Annotated in this window: 13 protein-coding genes and 1 other RNA gene; 4 read left to right on the forward strand and 10 right to left on the reverse strand. The window is 71.3% G+C overall.

The features are described 5' to 3' along the window. The first annotated feature begins 31 nt into the window (after positions 1 to 31). Complete coding sequence (gene mdlC, locus AB0B02_RS20225; RefSeq protein WP_357302371.1) at positions 32 to 1,627, forward strand: benzoylformate decarboxylase; 1,596 nt, start codon at positions 32 to 34, stop codon at positions 1,625 to 1,627. Positions 1,628 to 1,630: 3 nt separating this feature from the next. Here mdlC and AB0B02_RS20230 read toward each other — a convergent pair whose 3' ends face one another. The 8 genes from AB0B02_RS20230 to pruA form a co-directional block, all read right to left on the reverse strand. Beyond that, positions 1,631 to 2,581, reverse strand: coding sequence for a hypothetical protein (locus AB0B02_RS20230; protein ID WP_281943957.1), 951 nt, complete (start codon positions 2,579 to 2,581; stop codon positions 1,631 to 1,633). Positions 2,582 to 2,743: 162 nt separating this feature from the next. Next, positions 2,744 to 3,119, reverse strand: a transfer-messenger RNA (tmRNA) gene (gene ssrA, locus AB0B02_RS20235). Positions 3,120 to 3,223: 104 nt separating this feature from the next. Further along, positions 3,224 to 3,703 (reverse strand): SsrA-binding protein SmpB, encoded by a 480-nt coding sequence (gene smpB / locus AB0B02_RS20240; RefSeq protein ID WP_281943959.1) that lies wholly within the window; start codon positions 3,701 to 3,703, stop codon positions 3,224 to 3,226. A 133-nt stretch (positions 3,704 to 3,836) separates the two neighbouring features. Continuing rightward, a complete protein-coding gene (gene ftsX, locus AB0B02_RS20245; RefSeq protein ID WP_281943960.1) occupies positions 3,837 to 4,712 on the reverse strand; it encodes a permease-like cell division protein FtsX in 876 nt (291 codons plus the stop codon). Positions 4,713 to 4,779: 67 nt separating this feature from the next. Continuing rightward, positions 4,780 to 5,460 carry a cell division ATP-binding protein FtsE gene (gene ftsE / locus AB0B02_RS20250; RefSeq protein WP_013284225.1) on the reverse strand — a complete coding sequence of 227 codons (681 nt, stop codon included), beginning with the start codon at positions 5,458 to 5,460 and terminating at the stop codon, positions 4,780 to 4,782. Between the two features lie 118 nt (positions 5,461 to 5,578). Then, positions 5,579 to 6,700 (reverse strand): peptide chain release factor 2, encoded by a 1,122-nt coding sequence (gene prfB / locus AB0B02_RS20255; protein ID WP_107157709.1) that lies wholly within the window; start codon positions 6,698 to 6,700, stop codon positions 5,579 to 5,581. Between the two features lie 45 nt (positions 6,701 to 6,745). Further along, the gene (locus AB0B02_RS20260) at positions 6,746 to 7,261 is read right to left on the reverse strand and encodes a PadR family transcriptional regulator (RefSeq protein WP_107157710.1); all 516 of its coding nucleotides are present in this window, start codon (positions 7,259 to 7,261) and stop codon (positions 6,746 to 6,748) included. Between the two features lie 151 nt (positions 7,262 to 7,412). Continuing rightward, positions 7,413 to 9,041 (reverse strand): L-glutamate gamma-semialdehyde dehydrogenase, encoded by a 1,629-nt coding sequence (gene pruA / locus AB0B02_RS20265; RefSeq protein WP_281943966.1) that lies wholly within the window; start codon positions 9,039 to 9,041, stop codon positions 7,413 to 7,415. 424 nt (positions 9,042 to 9,465) lie between these two features. On the opposite strand from pruA, the gene AB0B02_RS20270 reads away from it, so the two are divergent. Then, entirely contained in the window at positions 9,466 to 10,464 is a 999-nt protein-coding gene (locus tag AB0B02_RS20270; RefSeq protein ID WP_281943967.1) for a hypothetical protein, read from the forward strand. A gap of 15 nt (positions 10,465 to 10,479) precedes the next feature. On the opposite strand, the gene AB0B02_RS20275 is transcribed toward AB0B02_RS20270, so the two are convergent. Continuing rightward, the gene (locus tag AB0B02_RS20275) at positions 10,480 to 10,989 is read right to left on the reverse strand and encodes a hypothetical protein (protein WP_281943969.1); all 510 of its coding nucleotides are present in this window, start codon (positions 10,987 to 10,989) and stop codon (positions 10,480 to 10,482) included. 194 nt (positions 10,990 to 11,183) lie between these two features. Between AB0B02_RS20275 and AB0B02_RS20280 the strand changes: the two genes are divergently transcribed. After that, positions 11,184 to 11,414, forward strand: coding sequence for a helix-turn-helix domain-containing protein (locus AB0B02_RS20280; protein ID WP_281944189.1), 231 nt, complete (start codon positions 11,184 to 11,186; stop codon positions 11,412 to 11,414). 100 nt (positions 11,415 to 11,514) lie between these two features. Further along, entirely contained in the window at positions 11,515 to 12,126 is a 612-nt protein-coding gene (locus AB0B02_RS20285) for an Rv3235 family protein (protein WP_281943971.1), read from the forward strand. Between the two features lie 318 nt (positions 12,127 to 12,444). Here the strand turns inward: AB0B02_RS20285 and secA are convergent, their stop codons facing one another. Further along, on the reverse strand, positions 12,445 to 15,348 hold the full coding sequence (gene secA / locus AB0B02_RS20290) for a preprotein translocase subunit SecA (protein ID WP_357302381.1): 2,904 nt from the start codon (positions 15,346 to 15,348) through the stop codon (positions 12,445 to 12,447). Positions 15,349 to 15,364: the final 16 nt, after the last annotated feature.

Raw genomic sequence — 15,364 nt, forward strand, 5'->3', positions numbered from 1 at the left:
CGCTCTCGGCCAGGGACGGAGGCAGCCGGCGATGGCGACGGTGCGCGAGGCGACCCACGACCTGCTGCGCGCGCTCGGGTTGACCACCGTCTTCGGCAACCCCGGCTCCACCGAGGAGCCGTTCCTCGCCGGCTTCCCGGCCGACTTCCACTACGTGCACGCGCTCCAGGAGGCGTCCGCGGTGGCCATGGCCGACGGCTACGCGCAGGGCACCGGGCGGCCCGCGCACGTCAACCTGCACACCGCGCCGGGCACCGGCAACGGCATGGGCAACCTGGTCACCGCCTGGCACAACCGGACCCCGCTGATCGTCAGCGCCGGCCAGCAGACCCGCGAGATGCTGCTGATCGAGCCGCGCCTGGCCAGCCCCCGGGCGGTCGAGCTGGCCCAGCCGTACGTCAAGTGGGCGCACGAGCCGGCCCGCGCGCAGGACGTCCCGGCGGCGTTCATGCGGGCGTACGCCACGGCGGCGCAGCCGCCCACCGGGCCGGTCTTCCTATCCCTGCCGATGGACGACTGGGACCGGCCCGCCGACCCGCCACCGCCGGTGCGTACCGTGGCCACCCGGATCGGGCCGGACCCGGATCGGCTGCGCGACTTCGCCACCACGCTGGCCACCGCCCGCGCCCCGGTGCTGGTGCTGGGCGCGGCCGTGGACCGGGCCGACGGCTGGCCGGAGGCGGTCGCGCTGGCCGAACGGCTGGCCACCCCGGTCTGGGCCGCCCCGGCACCGGAACGGGCCGTCTTCCCCGAGGATCACCCGCAGTTCCGGGGCGTGCTGCCGTACGCGATCGGGCCGCTGTCGGCGGCGTTGCGCGGCCACGACGTGGTGCTGGTGGTGGGCGCCCCGGTGTTCCGCTACTACCCGCACGTGCCGGGCGACTACCTGCCCGGCGACGCCCGGCTGCTGCACGTCACCGACGACCCGGACGAGGCGGGCCGGGCCCCGGTCGGGGAGAGCCTGCTCGGCGACGCCAAGCTGGTGCTGGCCGCGCTGCGGGAGCTGCTCCCGCCGACCGACCGGCCCGCGCCGCCGCCCCGGGATCCGCCCGCCCCGCCCGAGCCGGCCGAGCCGCCCAGCGCGGACGCGCTCTTCGCGGCGCTGGCCGCCGCCTGGCCGGCGGACGGGGTGCTGGTGCAGGAGTCACCGTCCAACCTGGCCGCACTGCGCCGCCGGCTGCGGATCGACCGGCCGCGCTCGTACTTCACCATGGCCAGCGGCGGACTGGGGTTCGGGCTGCCGGCAGCGGTGGGCCTGGCGCTGGCCGAGCGGGACACCGGGCGGGGCCGACCGGTGGTCGCGGTGATCGGTGACGGCTCAATCCACTACTCTGTGCAGGCGTTGTGGACCGCGGCGCGGCTGGGCCTGGCGCTGCCCATCGTGGTCCCGGTGAACCAGCAGTACGCGATCCTGAAGGCGTTCGCCGAGCTGAAGCACACCCCGGGCGTACCGGCGCTGGACCTGCCCGGACTGGATCTCACGGCGGTGGCCCGCGGCTACGGCTGCGCGGCCGAGGTGGTGACGTCGCCGGACGCGCTCGGCCCGGCGCTGGCCCGGGCGCTGAACGCGGACCGGCCCACGGTGCTGCCGGTGCCGATCAGCACCGAGGTACCCCGGATCCTGTGACCCTCACCCGCCGGTGCGGACGATCAGTGGCGCGCCGCTGCCGACGTCCAGGACCGTGCGGTCGCCCAGCGGGGCGGCGAGCGTGACGCTGACCGGCTTCATCGCGAGTTGCATGGTGCAGGGGCCGGTGGCGGTGACCACGGCGGCGCCGACCACCACCACGTCCGGTCCTTCCCGCACCAGCGGGGTCGGCGCGCCGTCGCAGGCGCCGACGCCGACCAGGTAGTCGAGCCGGTCGGCCGCCACCGTCCGCAGTTCCTGCGCGGCGACCAGGCCGGCCGGCAGCGGGCCGGTGTCCGCCGCGCCGCCGGGCACCGTGCCGACCGCGCGCGGCGCGACCGCCAGCCGGGCCACCGGCGCGGCCAGTTCCGCCACGGTGAACAGCCAGGCCGGCACGTCGGCCCGGCCCCGGCTGGTCCACACCGGCGCGCTGCCCAGCCGCACCGAGGTGACGGTGAGTGGGATGCACGGGGTGGGCGCGCTTGTCGACACCGGGTCGTCCGGGCCCGGCGCGGCGGTCGAGGCGGCTGGCTCCGGTCCACGGGGGCGACCGTCGCACGACGGCGGATCGCCCCGGTCCAGTTGGGCGTACGCGTCCGCGGCGCTGACCAGCGGCACCCGCAGCACACCGTCGGGGAAGCGGATCGAGCCCTGCGGCGGAACGCGGGTCGGCATCGCGATCTGGTCCCGGTACCAGCCGGCGGCGAACGCCACCTTGGTCTCCTCGGTGAAGGCCGGATCGCCGGCGAGCACGGTGGCGTCCTGGAGCGGGACGTATCCGTCGCGCCACCGCGGATCGGGCTGCCACCGCGCGGCCACCTCGTCGGCCCGTTTGGTGAACGCGGGGCGCTGGTCCGGGTCGGCGGGCGGCGGCGCGCCCGACCCGACGCCGGGCGCGGCGCATCCGGAGAGGACCAGCAGCGGCAGCCCGAGCAGGGCGATCGATCGGCGCATACGGATCAGACGCCGAACCGCCCCGCCCGGTTCCCCAGGAGTAAGGAGGGGCCCCCGCTTAACGCATTCCGCATAGCAGGGGCCCCCGCTTAACACCGCTCGTGCGGGCGGCACAGACGACTGTGCGCCCCGGTCCGGTGGACCGGGGCGCACAGGTCAAGGTGGTGGAGGTGCCGGGAATCGAACCCGGGTCCTTCGCCGGTTTGTCAGGGCTTCTCCGAGCGCAGCTCGCTGTGCCTCTACTCGGCCCCACCGCTCACGCGAGCAAGTTGGTGTGACGGGCCCAGTCGCTGATTAATCTCGCCGCACGGACCCCGCGACCGGGTCCGATTGGCCAGCCTTCTAGCTGATGCCGGCTAACTGGGTCGAAGGCGCTCCCAGGCCGACAGACTTGCTACTCGCCTCAGGCGGCGAGAGCGAAGTCAGCGCGATTGTTCTTGGCGCTTATTGGTTTCCGACGACCGATTCTCGAGACGACGTCGGCTTCCTCGGCTCGCTTCCCCTGTCGCTGCGTACGAAGTCGAAACCAGTCACCCCCTCGACGGGCCACCCACGTGGTGGCACTGACAAGCCTAACGCCTCCCGCAACGGGTTTCATCCCGAGCCCCGGTTGGACGCGCCGAACCGGACGAACGTGACAAATCAATCGTCCATGCCCTTGCCGCGCCGGCCCGCCACCCGCTGGATCTCCCGGTCGGCGTCCCGCTTGGCCAGATCCTGCCGCTTGTCGTACGACTTCTTGCCCTTGGCCAGGGCGATCTCGACCTTGGCCCAGCCGTCCGAGAAGTAGACCTGCAACGGGACCATGGTGAGGCCGCCCTCACGGGTCTTGCCGATCAGCCGGTCGATCTCCAACCGGTTGAGCAGCAGCTTGCGGGTCCGCCGGGGCTCGTGGTTGGTCCAGGTGCCCTGCGTGTACTCCGGGATGTGCATGCCGTGCAGGTACAGCTCGCCGTCGCGCTCCTGGGCGAACGCGTCGACCAGCGACGCCCGACCGGCCCGCAGCGACTTCACCTCGGTGCCGGTCAACGCCATGCCCGCCTCGTACGTGTCGAGGATGGCGTAGTCGTGCCGCGCCTTCTTGTTGGAGGCGACCACCTTGCGACCCTTTTCCCGTGGCATCGGCGCCACCCCCTTTCCGCCGGCTCCCCGGCCGGCGGCCGACGAGCGAAGATCATGCTACCGGAACCACAAGAGCCCTCCCGCGCCGTTTATTCCGGCACGGGAGGGCTCTTGGCCAGAGCCGTACGGGTAACTAGACCCGCAGGTAGAAGCGGAGCGTGACCCAGGCGGTGATGGCGCTGACCAGGCCACCGACGGCGGCCATCAGCGGGAAGGTCAGGAAGATCTCGGACCAGGAGATCGGAGTGATCAGGCCCTCCAGCGCCGCCATCGAGCTGCCGGCCGCGAGTGTCTTCACGCCGATCAGCGCGAGCAGACCGAGGATGGAGCCGATCAGGCCGGCCACCACCGCCTCCAGCACGAACGGCGCCTGGATGAACCAGTTGGAGGCGCCGACCAGCTTCATGACCGCGACCTCACGGCGCTTGCTGTAGGCGGCCACCTGGATGGTGTTCGCGACCAGCAGCAGGGCGGCGGCGGCCATCACGATGGCCAGCGCCAACGCGCCGTTCTGGATGCCGGTGAGCACGCCGAAGACCTTGTCGAGCAGCTTGGACTGGTCGACGATGGTGTCGATGCCCTCGGCGGCCTTGTACTGGTCGTAGATCTGCTTGTACTGCTGCGGGTCGTTCAGCGTGATCCGGAACGACTCGGGCAGCTGGTCCGCCTTGACCGCGTTCACCAGGTCCGGCGCGTCCGCGTACATCTGCTGGAAGCGCTTGTACGCCTCGTCCTTGTTGACGTACGTGACGTCCTTGACCAGCGGGTCGGCCTTGAGCTTGGTCTCCAGGTCGGTCCGCTGCTGCTCCTGGACGTCGGTCTTCAGGAAGATCGACACCTGGACGTTCTCGTAGTAGAGATCCTTCATGTCGCCGACCTTCTGGTACAGAAGGCCGCTGCCGCCCAGCATGAACAGCGACACCGCCATGGTGATGATCATGGCGACCGTCATGGTGACGTTGCGCCACAGTCCGACCAGTACCTCGGACAGGACGTACTTCATCCGCATCGGGATATTCCTCCGGCTCTCCGGCGTGAGGTGTTCGTCGTCGGGGTCTTCGGGCTGCCTTGTCGGCTCAGCCGTAGACGCCGCGGGCCTGGTCGCGCACGATGCGGCCGCTCTCGATCTCGATCACCCGGCGCCGCATCTGGTTCACGATGTTGGAGTCGTGCGTGACCATCACGACGGTCGTGCCGGTGCGGTTGATCCGGTCCAGCAGGCGCATGATCTCGATCGAGGTGTCCGGGTCCAGGTTTCCGGTCGGCTCGTCCGCCAGCAGGATCAGCGGCCGGTTCACGAACGCCCGGGCCACCGCCACACGCTGCTGCTCACCACCGGAGAGCTCGTGCGGGTAGCGGTGCTCCTTTCCACCGAGACCCACCAGCTCCAGCACCTCCGGTACGACCCGACGGGCGACCGCCTTCGTCTTGCCGATCACCTCCAGCGCGAACGCCACGTTCTCGTACGCGGTGCGGTTCGGCAGCAGCCGGAAGTCCTGGAAGACGCAGCCGATGGAACGCCGGAAGTGGGGTCGCTTCCAGGAACGCATCGACGTGACGTCCTTGCCGTTGACGACGACGCGACCCTTGTTGGGCGTGACCTCGTGCAGCAGCAACTTGATGATGGTGGACTTGCCGGAGCCGGATGGACCGATGAAGAAGACGAACTCGCCCTTCTCGATCGAGACGGACACGTTGTCGAGCGAAGGCCGGGACGCCTTCGGGTACGTCTTCGTCACTTGCTCAAGCTGAATCACGGGTCGGTAGTCTACGCGGTGTAACCGCAGAGCCAAGCCCCACGCCCCTCAGATGCGGCGCGCGTCATCGATTTACCGGGTCAGACCGAGATCGATGACGCGCTGCGTCCGAGTGTGATCACGCACTGTCAGCAGTGAGCTGCTGCTGCTTCCGCCAGCGGATACCCGCTTCGATGAAGCTGTCCAGTTCGCCGTCGAAGACCGCGGACGGATTGCCCGTCTCCTGCTCGGTACGCAGATCCTTCACCATCTGATACGGGTGCAGGACGTACGACCGCATCTGGTCGCCCCAGGAGCCGGCGGCGTCGGTCTTCAGACCGGCCATCTTGGCCTGCTCCTCCTGCCGCTTGCGCTCCAGCAGCCGGGCCTGGAGCACCCGCAGCGCGGACGCCTTGTTCTGGAGCTGGGACTTCTCGTTCTGGCAGGTGACCACGATTCCGGTCGGGATGTGGGTGATCCGGACCGCCGAGTCGGTGGTGTTGACGCTCTGCCCGCCCGGCCCGGAGGACCGGTAGACGTCGATCCGCATCTCGTTCTCGGGGATGTCGATGTGGTCGGTCTGCTCCACCACGGGCAGCACCTCGACGCCGGCGAAGCTGGTCTGCCGGCGGCCCTGGTTGTCGAACGGGCTGATCCGCACCAGCCGGTGGGTGCCGGACTCCACGCTGAGCGTGCCGAAGGCGTAGGGCACCTTCACCGTGAAGGTGGCCGACTTCAGGCCCGCCTCCTCGGCGTAGGACGTCTCGTAGACCTCGGTCGGGTAGCCGTGGCGCTCCGCCCAGCGCAGGTACATCCGCAGCAGCATCTCGGCGAAGTCCGCGGCGTCCACGCCACCGGCCCCGGCCCGGATGGCGACCAGCGCCTCCCGGGAGTCGTACTCGCCGGAGAGCAGCGTGCGGACCTCCATCTCCTGGATGGCCTTGGTCAGCCCGGTGATCTCCGACTCGACCTCGGTCAGCGCGGCCGGGTCGGACTCCGCCTGGGCCAACTCCAGCAGCACGCCGGCGTCGTCGAGCCGGGAGCGCAGGTCCCCCAGCTTGGTGATCTCGCCGTTGACGTACGACAGCTGCGACGTCACCGCCTGCGCCTTGGCCTGGTCGTCCCACAGGTCGGGCGCGGAGGCCTCCTGCTCCAGGCGGGCCTTCTGCTCGCGCAGCTTGTCGAGGTCGAGCACGGCCTCGATGTTGCGCAGCGTGGCGTCGAGTTCCTTGAGCTGTTCGGCATAATCGGCAGCGGTCACGACAGACAACAGTACTGCCTAGTCCAGCGCGTTCGCCGCAGGTGGTCAGCCGGCCGGCGCGGTCTTCAGCCAGGACAGCGCCGCCCGATGGTAGGCGACCGCGAACTCCAGCGCGCTGGCATCGTAGCCGTCGCCCTCCTTCTTCGCGTTCTTGACCTGCTCGCGCACCGCCGCCAGCGCCTCGGTGTGGTACTCGTTGGCCGAGGCGTACAGGTTCTTGAGCTGGCTCGCCGAGTGCAGGTTGCCGAACGCGATCCGCAGCGCCACCGGGTTGCGGATGGTGTCCTTGCCGGGATTCTCCGCGAGCCAGCGGGAGAATGTCCGTTTCCCGGCCGCCGTGAGCGCGTACGGCTGGCTCATCCGCGGCCCGGGCTTGCCGAGCCGCACCAGACCCTTCTCGGCCAGCACCGGCAGCTCCCGGTAGACCTGGCTACGGGTCATCGACCAGTACGGCGCCAGCCGGCGCTCGGCGGCGGCCATCAACTGGCCGCCAGTCATCGGGCCGTCGTGCAGCAGGCCGAGCAGGGCCGCCGCCGTCGGGTTGACTCCGGATTCCGCCATGCCCTCTAAGCTGCCACTTTGTCGGCTCTGGCGTCCAGGATTTGCCGTTTTCGCCACTCGTAGGCGGTCCAGAGTGCACCGTCGACCGACGACAGTAAGGAGGGGCCCCTTCCTAACAGACGTCTGTTAGGAAGGGGCCCCTCCTTACACCTCAGCCCATGTGCGGGTAGGTGTGGTCGGTCGGCGGGACGAACGTCTCCTTGATCGTCCGGGGTGACGTCCAGCGGACCAGGTTGTGCCAGGAGCCCGCCTTGTCGTTGGTGCCGCTGGCCCGCGCGCCGCCGAACGGCTGCTGCCCGACCACCGCGCCGGTCGGCTTGTCGTTGATGTAGAAGTTGCCGGCCGCGTACCGCATCTTCTCCGCCACCTGGTCGACCACCCGGCGGTCGGTCGCGAAGATCGACCCGGTCAGCGCGTACGGCGCGATCGACTCGGCCTGGGCGACCACGTCGTCGAACCGGGCGTCGTCGAAGACGTGCACGCCCAGGATCGGCCCGAAGTACTCGGTGGTGAACGTCTCGTGCGCGGCGTCCGAGCACTCGAAGAGCGTGGGCCGGACGAAGTATCCGACCGAGTCGTCGGCGGTGCCGCCGGCCAGCACGCGACAGCTGTCGTCGCCCTTGATCAGCTCCAGCGCGGCGGTGTGCCGGCCGAACGCCCGGTCGTCGATGACCGCGCCGCCGAAGTTGCTGAAGTCGGTCACGTCGCCGTACGTCAGCGCGTCCGCGGAGGCGGCGAGCCGGTCCCGCAGCCCGCCCTCCCAGAGCGAGCGCGGCACGTACGCCCGCGAGGCGGCCGAGCACTTCTGGCCCTGGTACTCGTAGGCGCCCCGGAGCAGCGCGGTGTGCAGCGCGTCCACGTCGGCGCTGGTGTGCGCCACCACGAAGTCCTTGCCGCCGGTCTCGCCGACCAGTCGCGGGTAACCCCGGTAGCGGGCGATGTTCTCGCCGACCGTGCGCCAGAGCTGCTGGAAGACCTTGGTGGAGCCGGTGAAGTGGATGCCGGCCAGGTCGGGGTCGGCGAGCACCACGTCGGAGACCTCCTCGCCGCGCCCGGTGACCATGTTGATCACACCGGGCGGCAGGCCGGCCGCCTCGAACAGCCGCATGGTGAAGTGCGCGGCGAACTGCTGGGTCGGGCCCGGCTTCCAGACCACGGTGTTGCCGAGCATGGCCGGCGCGGACGGCAGGTTGCCGGCGATGGCGGTGAAGTTGAACGGCGTGACCGCGTAGACGAAGCCCTCCAGCGGCCGGTGGTCGAAGCGGTTCCACACGCCCGGCGAGGACATCGGCTGCTCGGCCAGGAGCCGGCGGGCGAAGTGGACGTTGAACCGGAGGAAGTCGATCAGCTCGCAGGCGGCGTCGATCTCGGCCTGGACGGCGGTCTTGGACTGGCCCAGCATGGTGGCCGCGTTGAGCGTGTCCCGCCAGGGGCCGGCCAGCAGGTCGGCGGCGCGCAGGAAGATCGCGGCCCGCTCCTCGAACGGCAGTGCCCGCCACATCGGGGCGGCGTCCTTGGCCGCCTTGACGGCGGCGCGGGCGTCGTCGTGGGTGGCGTGGCCGGTGACGCCCAGCACGTGCGCGTGCTTGTGCGGCTGGACCACGTCGATCGACTCGCCGCCGGCCATCCGCTGCTCGCCGGCGATGGTCATCGGCAGCTCGATCCGCTCGGCGGCCAGCTCGGCCAGCCGCCGCTGGAGCCGCTCCCGGTCGGCGCTGCCGGGCTCGTAGGTGTGGACCGGCTCGTTGCGCGGCTCGGGGACGGAGAACACGGCGTCCATCACAGGCTCCTGTGCGATCTCGACGGCGATGGCGAAACCGGACCCGCGGGCACCGGCCGGGCGGCCGGGTGCCGGACACCACGCGGCGGACCGGTCGCGGCGGCGGGACCTGCGCCGATTCTTTCACGCGACGTTCCCGTCGGCCCGGGCTCCCCGGGTGCGGGCCGGGAGATCGGACGCACCCGCCCTCTCCGGACCATCGGCAGGAGTGGCTCCCACCCGACGAAACGTCAGAATAGAGAGCTTCTGGTCGAAGATTCGTCAGAGCCCGCGTCGGGCCGAACGGGGGCGGCCCGGCCGTCACCGCCGGCGGTCGGCCACCGCGGCGGGCCCGCCGGAGCGGCGTCGCGGGACGCGTACGCTGGATGGCCGGTGACCTGCCCGGCCCGCGCGGGGCGATCCGGCAGCCGTCGAAAGGGAGACGATGAGCAACCAGCCCGGCAGCTCCACGGCCGCGGAACCGGACCGGCCCGAGGCCGACGCGCCGCCCGTCGCCGGCCAGGTCGGCACCGCCGCCGGCCGGCCGGGGTACGCGCCGGGGGCGCTGCCGCTGGCCGTGCTGTCGCTCGCCTGGCTGGTGGCCATGCTCTGGTCCACCCGGGAGGCGATCACCTCGACCGCGGCCGGGGTCACCGCGATCAGCCTCTCCGCGTACGCGCTCCCCGGCGTGATCACCGCGGCGCTGGTCACCGGCGCCACCGTCGCGCTGGCCGCCACGAACCGGCTGGACCGCGCCTCGCTGCGCTTCCTGGCCACCGTCGGCGCCGGCCTGCTGGTCGGGCTCGCCACCGCGGTGGGCATCAACCTCACGTACGCCGACAACGCCACCACCAACACCATCGCCGGCACCACGGCCGCCGCCGCGATCATCGGCGGGGCGCTGGCCGGCGCGCGCCAGGCGCGGGTGGTGGCCGGTCTCGCCGCGGCCACGCTCGCCGCGCAGATCTTCGTGGTGCTGTTCAGCCGCGCCCGGGACCCGCTCTCCGACCTGTACGGCGCCGGGGAGACGCAGCAGTCGGTGCTGGACGCCGCCAAGTGGGTGTCCCGGACGGAGTCGCTGCTCGCCGGGCTGATCGCCGGCCTGGTGGCGTACCTCTACCTCGCCTGGTCGCGCCGGCGCGCGGAAGGCCGGGACGGCGGGGCGTCGTCGCTGCGCTGGCCGGCGTACCTGGTGGCCGGCGCCGGCGCCGGGCTGCTCCTGCTGCTCACCGAGGTGATCATCCGGATCGGCGGGCGCGGGCTGCTCGACCTGGCCGCCGCGCTCAGCGAGGCCGACCAGGTGGCGCAGACCGCGCTCGGCACCTCCCGGGTGGACAACGCGATCTGGGTGCTCTTCGTGGGCGCGCTCACCACGCTCATCGTCTTCGGGCGCACGCTCGGGCCGCGCGCCGTCGACGACGAGGAGGACGAGCCGGCGGCCTGAGCCGTCCGGCGGCCCTCAGCCGGCGTCGCGCAGCAGCAGGTCCAGCTCCGTGACGTCGTACCACTCCAGCTCGTGGTCCTCGACGCCGTCGACGGTGAACTGGGCGTCGGGGTCACCGGCCTGCGCCTGCGCCGCCACGTCGGCGGCGGCGGCCACGTCCCCGGCCGCGTCCGCGCCGTCCACGTGGATCGCGGCGACGGACTTCACCGGCACCGGTCCGGCCGGCCGGACCACGCTGGAGCCCAGCTCGCCGGCGACCCGGTCGACCGCGCGGGCCGGCAGGTCGGCCGAGACCACCACCCGCCGCCGCGGAGCGCCGGGATCGGCCCGCAGCAGGAGCAACGCGTCCTGGGCGGCCCGGGTGAAGGCGACGTACTCCAGCTCCTCCTCGTCGCCCTCGGCGTACCACTCGCGCAGCTCCGGGGTGACCGCGTGTGCCACCTCGGCGGCCAGGCCCTCGTCCCGCAGCCGGGCCAGCATCGGGACGGTCGCCGGCAGGTACACCCGGACAAGCTCGTCGGTCACCGCACTCTCCCCGCACTCTCCGCCGCTCGCCGGCGGACGCCGGCTCCGGGCGCCGATCATGCCGTACGCCGACACCGTCATACACCCGGCACCCGCCGGGGAGAAGCGTCCCACCGGTGTGTCCGCCGAAGCGGGCGTGAACGGTGTCGCTCGCTGGTGGCAAACTGAGGCAAACGAAGCCAACCCCGGGAGTCATCGTGGAGTCGAGGTTCCTGCTGCTCTCCGACGTCGCCGCCGAGCTGAACGTCTCGGACTCGCAGGTCTACCACATGGTCCGGAGCGGCGAGCTGCCCGCGATCAAGATCGGCGGCCGGGGCCAGTGGCGGGTCGAACGGGCGCGCCTGGAGGAGTACATCGAGCGCAAGTACGCCGAGACCGCCGAGTGGGTACGTGGCAACCCGCTGGGCGAGCGCGACGTGGAGTGACCTTCCGAGAACCGTGAGCCATTGACGCGTACGCTTCTCATGCTTGAAGATGAGGGTCATCGAAGGCAAACGCAGGCAAACGCAGGATTCGAGGGCTGACATGGTTGACACCCGCCGTCCCCGGGCACCGCGTCCACCGGTCCGTCTCCGCCCCGCCCCGCCGCTCGACCCGCCCTGCACCGACGAGGACGCCGTCTGGAGCCACGTCGGCCAGCTCGCGCTCGACCTGGTCGACAGGCGTCGCCGGGAATCCGACCGGCCTGCCAACCGGGCCCCGGACCGCGCTCCCGGCTGGCCGCGCTGGTCCACCGCCGGGATCGCCGCCGGGCGGCCCACCGGCGAACCGCCGTCCTCCGGGATCGCCGCCGCCACGCCCGAGGCGACCCGGGCGGCGCACCGGTTCGTCCGCATGTTCCTGGAGATCGTCAACGGCTTCCGGCCGCCCGGGCAGCTCCGGCCGCTCTGCCTGCCCGAGGCCGCCGCCCAGGTGTCGGCCGAGCTGACCCGGGCGGCCCGCCGGGTCACCCCGGTCCGCCGCCGCAGCGCCCGGCCGGCCCTGCTCCTGCGCCGGCTGCGCGTCTGTGAACCCCGGGCCGGCGCGGTGGAGGCCACTGCCGTGTTCGCCGGCATGGGCGGCACCGGTTGGGCCATCGCCGTGCGCCTGGAACACCGCCGCGGCAACTGGCTCTGCCTCGTCCTGGACGTGCTCTGACCCGCCCTCCTCGTCGATCGGCGGTAAGGGCGGCCGGCACCCCCTCCCGCCTTCCTCGGGGTTGATCAAGGAGTTTGTGTCGGAGTCGATCTCCGCGACGACGCGAACTCCTTGATCAACCGGCCGGTTCCATCCGGCCGGTTGATCATCAAGTTGACCGCGCTGAGATACGCCCGGGCCTCGAGATCGCGGGCGCCTTGACGACCCCGCTCGCAGGTCGACGCACGCACACTCCAGCGCGCACAGGAGCCCCGACAGGCCCACCGGACGCCGACGGGCCCCGGCCGGTGGCCGGGGCCCGTCGGGCTGGTGCTGGGGTCAGTTGCCGCCGTTGGGCGAGCCGTGGCAGCGCTTGTACTTGCGGCCGGAGCCGCACGGGCAGGGCGCGTTCCGGGACGGGCCCTCACCGCCGTCGACCTGGGCGGACGCGGAGCGCCGGGCGGCACTGCTCGCGGCAGCCGCCTGGCCGCTCGCCCCGGCCGGGGTCCGACGCGGCGTCGAGGCGGCCGGGCGTTCCGGCGCGGGCTGGCCGATGCCCAGCGCCGGCGCCTGCTGCTCGACCCGCTCGATCACCGGGGCGCCGCGACCGGCCTCGCCGTCGACGGCGGGCGCGGAGTATTGCAGACCCTGCTGCTGCGGCGTGCGGTTGAGACCCTTGGCCCGGATCTCCACCGGCTTCTCCAGCAGCTCCACCTCCTCGGCCTCCGGCGCGGCCTCCTCGACCTGCACGTCGAGGTTGTAGAGGAAGCCGACCGTCTCCTCCTTGATGCCGTCCATCATGGTGGCGAACATGTCGAAGCCCTCGCGCTGGTACTCGATGACCGGGTCACGCTGGGCGTACGCCCGCAGGCTGATGCCCTCCTGGAGGTAGTCCATCTCGTAGAGGTGCTCGCGCCACTTGCGGTCGATCACCTGGAGCAGGACCATCCGCTCCAACTGGCGGACCGCCTCCTCGCCGAGGGTCTCCTCGCGCCGGTCGTACGCGGCGTGCGCGTCCTCCTTGAGTCGGGCGAGCAGGAAGTCCTGGTCGAGGCCGGCCCGGGAGCCCACCTCCTCCTCCAGCTCGTCGACCGTGACGCCGACCGGGTAGAGCTGCTTCAGGCTGGACCAGAGCTGGTCGAGATCCCAGTCCTCCGCGTAGCCGTCGCTGGTGGCGCCCACTACGTACGCGCCGACCGTGTCGTCGATCATGTTGCGGACCTGGTCGGAGAGGTCCTCGCCGTTGAGCACCCGGAGGCGCTCGGCGTAGACCACCTGGCGCTGCTTGTTGAGCACCTCGTCGTACTTCAGGACGTTCTTGCGGATCTCGGCGTTCTGGCCCTCGATCTGGGCCTGGGCGCTCTTGATCTGGCGGGTGACCATCTTCGACTCGATGGGCACGTCCTCCGGGATGTTGAAGCGGTCCATCACCGCCTCGACCGCGCCCGCGCGGAACCGCTTCATCAGCTCGTCCTGGAGCGACAGGTAGAACCGGGACTCGCCCGGGTCGCCCTGCCGGCCGGCCCGGCCCCGGAGCTGGTTGTCGATCCGGCGGGACTCGTGCCGCTCGGTGCCCAGCACGTAGAGCCCACCGGCGGCGGCGACCTCCTCCGCCTCGGCGTCGCAGGCCTGCTTCCAGGTCGGGAGGCTCTCCTCCATCGCCTTGGCGTACTCCTCCGGCTGCTCGACCGGGTCGAGGCCGCGCTGGCGGAGGTCGTTGGCGGCGAGGAACTCGGGGTTGCCGCCGAGCAGGATGTCGGTGCCGCGACCGGCCATGTTGGTGGCGACCGTCACCGCGCCCTTGCGCCCGGCCTGGGCGACGATCTCCGCCTCCTTGGCGTGGAACTTCGCGTTCAACACCGAGTGCGGGATGCCGCGGCGGCGCAGCATGTGCGACAGGATCTCGGAGTTCTCCACCGAGACGGTGCCGACCAGCACCGGCTGGCCCTGCTCGTGCCGCTCGGCGATGTCCTCCACCACGGCGTTGAACTTGGCCTTCTCGGTCTTGTAGATGACGTCGGGCTTGTCCATCCGGACCATCGGCCGGTGCGTCGGGATGGTCACGACGCCGACCTTGTAGACCTTGTTGAACTCGCCCGCCTCGGTCTGCGCGGTGCCGGTCATGCCGGACAGCTTCTCGTAGAGGCGGAAGTAGTTCTGGAGGGTGATGGTGGCCAGGGTCTGGTTCTCCTGCTTGATCTCCACCCCCTCCTTGGCCTCGATCGCCTGGTGCATGCCCTCGTTGTAGCGGCGGCCGTGCAGGATGCGGCCGGTGAACTCGTCGACGATCAGGACCTCGCCGTCGCTGACGATGTAGTCCTTGTCGCGCTTGTAGAGCTCCTTGGCCTTGATGGCGTTGTTCAGGTAGCCGACCAGGGGCGTGTTGACCGACTCGTAGAGGTTGTCGATGCCGAGCCGGTCCTCCACCCGGGCCACCCCGCGCTCGCTGACCGCGATGGTGCGCTTGGCGTGGTCGACCTCGTAGTCGCCCTCGCCGTCGGTGCCGGGCTGGAGCCGGGCCACCACCCCGGCGAACTCCTGGTACCACCGGGCGGAGTGCTCGGCCGGCCCGGAGATGATCAGCGGGGTGCGCGCCTCGTCGATGAGGATCGAGTCGACCTCGTCGACCACCGCGAAGAAGTGGCCGCGCTGGACCAGCTCCTCCTTCGACCAGGCCATGTTGTCGCGCAGGTAGTCGAAGCCGAACTCGTTGTTGGTGCCGTAGGTGATGTCGCACTCGTAGGCCGCGCGGTGCTCGGTGGCGGGCCGGTTCGGCAGCACCACCCCGACGGTGAGCCCGAGGAACTCGTGCACCCGGCCCATCCACGCGGCGTCGCGCTCGGCCAGGTAGTCGTTCACGGTGATCACGTGCACGCCCTTGCCGGCGAGCGCGTTCAGGTAGACCGGCATGACCGAGGTCAGCGTCTTGCCCTCACCGGTCTTCATCTCGGCGATGTTGCCGAAGTGCAGCGCCGCGCCGCCCATCACCTGGACGTCGTAGGGGCGCTGACCGAGCACCCGCGAGGCGGCCTCACGGCACACCGCGAACGCCTCGGGCAACAGGTCGTCGAGGGTCTCGCCGTCGGCGAGCCGCTCCTTGAACTGGTCGGTCATGCCGCGCAGCTCGTCGTCGTCGAGGTTGACGTAGTCGTCCTCGATCGAGTTGACGGCGGCCGCGATGGCCTTCAGCCGACGCACCATGCGGCCCTCGCCGGCGCGAAGGACCTTTTCCAGAATCGACACGGATCAACGCTCCCCT

Origin of the sequence: Micromonospora sp. NPDC049240, from assembly GCF_040647835.1 — a bacterium.
Taxonomy (GTDB): Bacteria; Actinomycetota; Actinomycetes; order Mycobacteriales; family Micromonosporaceae; genus Micromonospora.